Source organism: Xanthomonas nasturtii, from assembly GCF_001660815.1.
Taxonomy (GTDB): domain Bacteria; phylum Pseudomonadota; class Gammaproteobacteria; order Xanthomonadales; family Xanthomonadaceae; genus Xanthomonas; species Xanthomonas nasturtii.
The window spans coordinates 175,851-183,502 of the sequence record NZ_LYMI01000045.1; the positions used below are offsets into that span (position 1 = coordinate 175,851).

Consider the following 7,652-nt stretch of genomic DNA (forward strand, 5'->3'; position numbering starts at 1 on the left):
TGCCTGATGCTCCGCGACCTGTTGCGGGCTGGTGGAGGAGTTAAGCTGTTGACGGAAGTTGAGATCACTGCATCAAAGATGAGGCGAAACGTATGCAATCAACAAGACCTAATCAGCCAACGCCGGGTGCCTTCTATATGTTCGTGTCGGACATGGAGAGCAACAGGCCGCGCTGCGGAGTTAGGTTCAACAATCTCCGCCAGCTGCTTTCGCCACCGTGTGTGATCCTGCGTCCGCAAGAAGGCGGGTTTCCCTCGATGCTCGAGCAACCGCAGATGACCTATGACCCCAGTGCAGGTCCCGAGCCTCGTGATCTGGAGCCAGGCTTCGGCGGCTATTGGTTGGTGTCTGAGCAACTCCATGACGTCATGTGCTCGGTCGATCCAAATGCCTTCGCATTCACTGAGGTGGACTTCCGTTTGGCCGATGGCATCAAGGGCCCGCGTCGTTTCTTATGCGACGTTGTTCGAGAGATGGATGCTTTGGATGAAAGATTGTCGAGGCTTAAGATTAAGGTCAATGACGATTATGTGCGTGGGAAGTTCTATTCGTTTGGGGGCGGAGCCAGCCTTGCCTTCCGAAATGAAGTCTTGGGACAGTCGCATGTGTTCCGGTTGCCGTTTAATCCATCTGTGTTCTGTGACCGGACGTTTAAGGACGCTGTTCACGAAGCCGGAATGCCTGACGAGGCAGAACTCAGCGGTATCTCTTTCATTGACGCATCGGATATCTGATCCATCAGCTGACTAAGGACGGACCCTAGATCATGGCAGGCAAGCCCCTCTTTCAGCAGCATCACGGTGTCGATCAGAAGTCGTTTGAGATTGATCCTTTATTACAGGTGCTTGTCGACAACGGCCGGTTAAATAAGGATGCGGCCACTAATCTGATTAATTTGCCAAACGACAAAGCCCTTGCCCGTTCCATTGGGGTTACGCCACATACAGGACGCCATATTAAGGAATATTCTCTTGGTATGAAAGATGCCCTTGAAGATTTGGCATCTACGAAAGATGGGCAGGCGATATTGCTCCAAAACCCGGATCCTGATGCCTTAGATCGAGTCGCGCTTAAGGTCCAACGATTGAGCGACACCGTGCAGGTTGCGCTCATCAATGGCGACTTGCGCACCAACAAAGCGCTGGGGCAAACGATAAACCAAACTCGAGCTCTCACTCGGGCATTCTTCGGTGGCCCGGACAGCTACGCGGCCCAGAACGCAACGCAGCTGGATGCACACGCTCAGGCCAGTGCCAATGCACGCCAATGGGGCGGAGTGACACACAACGAAGGCCGTATCGTTTCCACGTTGCAGCACTTTCACAGCTCTGGACAGCCGCTGCTGGCTGGCGGCAACCTCGATCTCCAGCGCCGTGGGCTATCCCAGGCCATCGCCGACGCTTACCACAATGGCCGCTTGACCATGTCACCCGGTGGCGTGGCTGTAGTGGAGAACACCTTGGGCGAGGAAGCCGCCAGACCTTTGCGAGTTCCTCGCGGTCAAAGCGGTGCCGCGTCCATGGAAGTGTTGCTCGGCAATGCCTCGGGCAGAACCCTGGTGCGTTCGGGTGGCTTGCTGGCGACTGGCGCAGATGCGGTTTTGACAGCACGCCGCTCGGCCGAGTTGCTGGAACAAGGCAATGCCACTGCCGCGCAGTCCGAGGTCACCCATGCTTTGGCGCGCAATGTCGGCGGCTGGGCCGGTGGCGCGTCCACCGCCGCCGCGATTGGTGGCAGCGGCTTCGTGCCTGCGGCGTTGGTGGTGGGCGACGCGCTGTTGATGAGCAAGGCGTTCGACAAAGGCGCCGATTTGCTGGATAACCGCGCCATCTACCAGCAGACCGACAAAGAGGACGTGGAGTGGAATTTCAACGGTCGCAACTTCCAGCGCGAAGCTGCCATTGACCTCGCCCAGGATGGCCGCCGCACGTCGGGCGAGCAGCCCGTGGTTGCAAGCTATGAGAAATCGCAGGAGCTGGGTGCCCTGGCCAACGCGAAGGCGGTGGAGCTGGCGTTGGGCAAAGCACCGCAGCCCCAGAACCCGTTCAACCTCCCCGCACGGGCAAGCGACCAAGTGGGATTGGACAACCCGAATTGGGAGCGCAATCCCGAGCGTCAGACTTGGGAGCGCCAGGTCAGGACCACCGCGTCCGGCACCGATGAGATTGGCAGCTACGCCCTCCAACTCGCGCCCCCGGAACGCGTGCAGCAACTCAACCAGGAGGCGTTGGCACGCATCGAGAGCAACATCGCCACGGGGCGCGAAGCCATTGCCGCCGCTTACCTGGAAAACCACGCAGCGCAGCGCGCCGGCGACTATGGAGTGGAAGTGCCGGCGGCGGTGCAAGCTGCCCAGGCCAAGCCGGACCGGGTTCAAGGCCACGATGGTCAGGCCTACCAGCGCAACGAGGCTGGGCAGTGGCTTGGAAAGGAAGGGCTGGCGACCGGCAACTTGGCGGCGGAGCTGGAGCTCACCAACCAGATGCGCCAGGCCTCGCTGGAGCGCGCTCAGGAAACCCTGGCGGCGATTGAGGCGCTTCCCGCGCCTACGGCGGCGCAGATGGAGCAGAACGAGCTGCTGCACCGCTACCGGGCTGCCGGCGTTGATTTGAAAGTCAACCCGCAGACCCAGCAGGCCGTGGCGCTGGCTTCGCAGCGAACCATGGACGCCAACGGCATCACCGGGCCGACGATGCAGCAGTTGCAGCGCAACGAGTCCGGGCAATACGGCTATGACAGCCCCATCGCACACCTCCAGCGCGGCAGCGATGGGGTCACTCGCGTGGTGGCTGTCACCAGCAGCGACGACATCCGGCAGGCGTTGAGTGAGGCGCAAGGTAGTCGGCGAGAGTCGCCAACCCTTGCACGGGCACCCGAAGTGACGGGGGAGACAGACAGCTCTACGTCTGACTCTTCCAATCCGCATCAGGTGCTCGACATTCAGGCGCGCATGCAGGCATCTGTTGCAGCACAGGCGCGGCAAGAGCGCGAACAGCAAGATCGCCTTGCACAGGAGCAGCATGCCGCACTGGTGCGCGAGCACCTCCAGCAGGCACAGCCAGAGCGCGAAGATCAGTCGCCGAGCGAGCAGGCCATCCAGGCGCACGCGATGCTGGAAGGTCAACGCCAAGCGGAGCAGCAACGCGAACAGGAAGAGCGCCAGGTGCAGGAGCGCCAAACGCAGACCAGCCAACAGCGCCAGCTCCAGGAGCGTGAGGGAAGGGATGCCCAGCAACGTCAGGCGCAGGAACGCCAAGCCGAGGACAACCAGCAGCGGGAACAGCAAGACCGCCAGGCTCAAGAGGCCCAACGAGTTGAGGTTCAGGAAGGTCAGTCTCGGAAAGCGCAGCAGCAGGACCAACGCCAGCAAGCCTCGCAGCAACCGGACACTCAGACGCGTGCTCCAGATGCCGCGCTGGTTCAACAAACCACGCGTGCTGAGTTACAGCAGGAGGATGCGCGTCAGCAGCCAGAGGTCCAGAACCGACAGGCGGGCGACTACCTGGCTCACAACACACCTGACCCACTGAAGCAAACGCCCGGTCCAGGCGATGCGCAGCCGGGACAAGCACAAGGAGTGGAGCGCGCGCTGGAAATGCAGGCGGTGGAGAATCGCGCCGCCACGCGTCTTCAAGTGGCTTCATCCGAGAGTTCAGAATCTCGCAGCCACCTTCCGCAAAGCGCAGAGGCCAATGTGGTGCCGCCAGCACTGCATCACCAGGCGCAACCGCAGCAAGGAGAGATGGAGCAAGCGTCGGTCCGTCAGCAAGACGTGGCGCGTGAGCAGGGTGCGGAGCGGGTTCGCGTCATGACCCCAACAACGTCTGCTTCAGAAGAACCGATGATTGCATCGCAGTCCGCGGGGTCTTCCACTTCTGCGCGACATGAGGAGACAGAGCAGCCCCGTGCCTCAGATGTTTCGCTCGCTAAGCATGGGGCGGCTTTGCTGGCCCCAACAACTCTCGCGCAAACATACGGGCAATCGCTGGCAGATAACGTAGAGAATCGCTTTCCCACGGAGCCAGCAGGCGCGGAAAGCCAGCTGGCCCAATCGACCCCGGCGCAGGAATGCAACGTCGCAGATCCGGGCGGAGCCCTGTTCTTGGAAGAGACCATGCGCTCGTTGCGTCAACTGCAGCAGGAGATTGAGGCGGCGGATCGGGAAGATGAACGCTTCCACAAGGAATGGAGGGAGTATCGCGAGCGCGGAGAACCCTATCCCTTCGTTCGCGACGGCGCGCGAGACCAGGAAAGTGGAAGCATTGATGCATTCAGCGCACACCAACCAGGTCGCCGCTCGCCCAGTGAAGCTGCTGAGCAAACCGATGCCTTTCCACCTCTAGCTCAGCGCTCCACCGGTCCAGGGGGAGGGGATGCGCCAAACGACTCGTTGAAAGCTGAGCGGAAATCCATCACGGGTGACCCGGACGTGGACGAGGTCCTCTACGCGCTCGACAGCAAGAACGAGCTGGCGATCGAGCAGGCCTTAAATCGGGTGGCCAACAGCGCAGCGACGCAGGCACTGATCAAAAGAGGCAACGAGTTCCTGGAAGCGCAGGCCCAGCAGGAGGCCCAGGAGCAGGTCGCTACACGCCAGGCGTTGGGAATGGATGTCTCAGCGGAGATCAACACCAGCCGCGGGCCGGTGATGGTGATGACCTTGCCGGAGTTCGCCAAGGGGCCGATGCAGAGCGGTCCCCAAGGGGACGGCGGGGGAGGTGGTGACGGCGGTGGGGGAGGAGGCGGTGGTGGAGGGGGCGGTGGTTAGTCAGAATCTCTTCCATGACCAGCCACGTTTAGGAGACCTCATGGACAGGCAAGACGCTGCCGCAATGGCGGAAATGATGGCGACGTTGAACGCGTCGAACGCCTCGCTGCAGGAGACGGTCAAAGTGCTGACGACGCTGGTGGCATCCATGCAGCAGCGCGAACAACGGCTGCGCGAGGTGGTCGCCGAGCAACTACAGGTGCTCCAGCACGCGGCCAGCAGCGCCGATGCCAAGGTCAATCGGGTATTGGACAACGCATTGCCGAGGCTGACGCAGCTGACCAATCAGGCGTTGACGCAGACGCTGGAACCGGCCGCCAAGCGGTTCAACAAAGAGATGGCCCATGCGGACGAGACGTTGCAGCAAGCCACTCGACGTTACGCGCAGGCCCAGCAATCCTTGGAGACGCGGATCACGCGGCGCGCGGGCATTGCATCCGCCACGATGCTCGTGGCGGGCGTTTTGGGCCTGGGGGCGGTGGCTTACTCGGTGGGCATCATCAACGAGAAGCGGAGCGAGCTGGTGCAGCTCCGCACCTCTATCGACTATTGGGAGCGGGTTGCTCGCGCTGACCTGGCGCCCTGTGGCGAAGGCAGGCTTTGCGCCACGTTAGAGAAGAACGGGCCGCGTTATGGCAACCAGAGGCAGTACAGAGCGGTCAACTTGCGCACAACATCGGCTGCGCAGTGATGCCTTTAGACCGCATTTGATCAGTGGAGCGTCAACGTTTTTGGTGGTTGTCCTAGTCCTTCTCGTTCCGGTTCCATTCGATAGGAGCCCTAGGCGTAAGCGATGTCCGCTGACGGCCACCGTTCACCTGCTGCCACTAAAAATTATTTGAAACCCATATTACCTATGTGAGGCGGGATACTCTCCGCTTCGCGTCCGGCGCTCCGCATTGCAGCGCCAGCTTAGGATGCACGTAATGATGAAGAGTAAGGTCGAATTGATCTACTGCATCATGGTTGTGGCCACCGCCGTCATGGCGGGCATCGTCAAATGCACGGTGGCGGCAACTTGCCCCAACTGCAGCGATTTCTTCGATCACTGATCAGCACAACCAACGTTATCCCTCACAAGGCCCGGCTCGTCCGGGCCTTGTGCGTTTATGTCTTCAACTACTGGGAATCGACAATGCACTTGCTTGAATCAATGGCCTATGTTGGCCAACAGCCCTGGCACGGGCTGGGTAATCAGCTCGCTCGACAGCAACCTATCGAGACATGGAAGCAACAGGCTGGGATGGATTGGAAGATCGAGGAGTCCGAGGTTCGATACATCACTGGCAGTCAGAACATTGGAGCCATCAATGCGTTTCCTGGGAACAAGGTTCTCTATCGCTCTGATACCAAAGCGCCTCTGGCAGTGGTTTCGAAGCGCTTCCAAGTCGTCCAGCCAGGGGAGATCCTGGAGTTCTACCGGGACCTGACGGCGAACAACGGATTCGAGCTAGAGACGGCCGGCGTTCTGCGAGAGGGGCGCAAGTTCTGGGCGCTGGCCAGGACAGGTCAGAGCATTGTGCTTAGGGGGAGGGACAGAGTGGACGGCTATCTTCTACTGGCGACCGCTTGTGATGGGACACTGGCCACGACAGCTCAGTTCACCTCCATTAGGGTGGTCTGCAACAACACCCTGGCGGTTGCCTTGGGAAACAGTGGTGGCGCTATCAAGGTGCCGCACCGAAGCCACTTCGACCCGGAACTCGTGAAGCGCCAGCTCGGCATTACGGTTTCAGCCTGGGGCGGTTTCGTAGACCGAATGAAAGAACTGTGCGAATCCTCCGTAGACCCAGACGCTGCTGATGCCCTGCTGCGCCGTGTGTTGACCTACGCCACTCCCAATGCGGCGCAGGTGGTCAACGAACAGGCAGTGTCTAAAGTGCGCGCGCTGTATGAGGGCGATGGGCGAGGATCCACGCTTGCTTCCAGCCGAGCAACGGCTTGGGGTCTGCTCAATGCCATCACCGAGCATGTTGATCATCATCGACGTGCTCGAAGTGACGACCATCGCCGGGATGCGGCTTGGTTTGGGCAGGGAGCCAAGATCAAGCAGCGCGCGTGGGAGGAAGTGATGGGGATGGTGGCGTGATGCAGGCCGAGACACGCACATGTGCCCCGTCTGATGGCGGGCCTGCACCATCACAGGAGGTCATCCGCACACGGGATGACAAGATCGTCGCGCGCGCGCTACGCATCCTCGAACAGCGTGCCTGCGAACCAGGGCCGCGACTAGGTGATGTGTCCAAGTGCGGTGCGTTCTTCCGGCTGCGGTTAGGCGGTGAGATACGGGAGCACTTCGAGGTTGCTTTCCTCGATAATCAGTCGCCCCTGAAAAACCCCCTTCAAGCACCAAAGGTCAGCGGCGACCGGTGCACCAGGCTCAAGGATGCCCCTGCCATCGCCTGCAACCAGGCACGCAAAAAGGCGATCCAGCGCAGCAGCCAGCGCAGGTTGTAGCCGGCGGCGCAGCCGAGCACGTGTAGTGCATCGCCTTGGGCACCCTTTAGATAGCAGCGATTCAAGCGGCAGTCCTGTTTCAGATGTCCAATCACCGGCTCCACCGCTTGCCGGCGTTTGATCCAGCTCCATTGCCGTCGTGTCAGCGTCTTGGCCTTGCCGCGATGCAGGATCTGCACGCCATCTACCTCACGTCCGCGATACCCCAGGTCCACGATCGCTACCTGCGGGGTCACATTCACATCCTGCAGCAACCCACGCGTCTGCTCCAGCTGCTCGGCCAACGTATCGCCGTCGTAAGGATTGCCGGGAAAACTGCGCGCGCCCACGATCAAGCCTTTGCGCGCACTCACCGCAATGCCGACCTTGACGCCAAATTCGTAAGGTGTCCTCGCCTTGCCCTTGCTCATGCATTCCACTTCCGGCG

Annotated in this window: 5 protein-coding genes; 4 read left to right on the forward strand and 1 reads right to left on the reverse strand. The window is 60.7% G+C overall.

The window, feature by feature from the left end:
• Positions 1-92: 92 nt before the first annotated feature.
• The 4 genes from A7D16_RS16265 to A7D16_RS16280 all read left to right on the forward strand — a co-directional run bounded on the left by A7D16_RS16265 (position 93) and on the right by A7D16_RS16280 (position 6,857).
• Positions 93-734: a DUF1629 domain-containing protein gene (locus tag A7D16_RS16265; protein WP_064634267.1), complete on the forward strand. Its 642-nt coding sequence runs from the start codon at positions 93-95 to the stop codon at positions 732-734.
• A 32-nt stretch (positions 735-766) separates the two neighbouring features.
• Positions 767-4,768: an AHH domain-containing protein gene (locus A7D16_RS16270; protein WP_064634268.1), complete on the forward strand. Its 4,002-nt coding sequence runs from the start codon at positions 767-769 to the stop codon at positions 4,766-4,768.
• Positions 4,769-4,808: 40 nt separating this feature from the next.
• The gene (locus A7D16_RS16275) at positions 4,809-5,459 is read left to right on the forward strand and encodes a hypothetical protein (RefSeq protein WP_064509796.1); all 651 of its coding nucleotides are present in this window, start codon (positions 4,809-4,811) and stop codon (positions 5,457-5,459) included.
• A 444-nt stretch (positions 5,460-5,903) separates the two neighbouring features.
• Positions 5,904-6,857 (forward strand): DUF932 domain-containing protein, encoded by a 954-nt coding sequence (locus tag A7D16_RS16280; RefSeq protein WP_064634269.1) that lies wholly within the window; start codon positions 5,904-5,906, stop codon positions 6,855-6,857.
• 253 nt (positions 6,858-7,110) lie between these two features.
• Here the strand turns inward: A7D16_RS16280 and A7D16_RS16285 are convergent.
• On the reverse strand, positions 7,111-7,652 hold a 542-nt coding region (locus A7D16_RS16285; RefSeq protein ID WP_153043178.1), incomplete at its 5' end, for a transposase.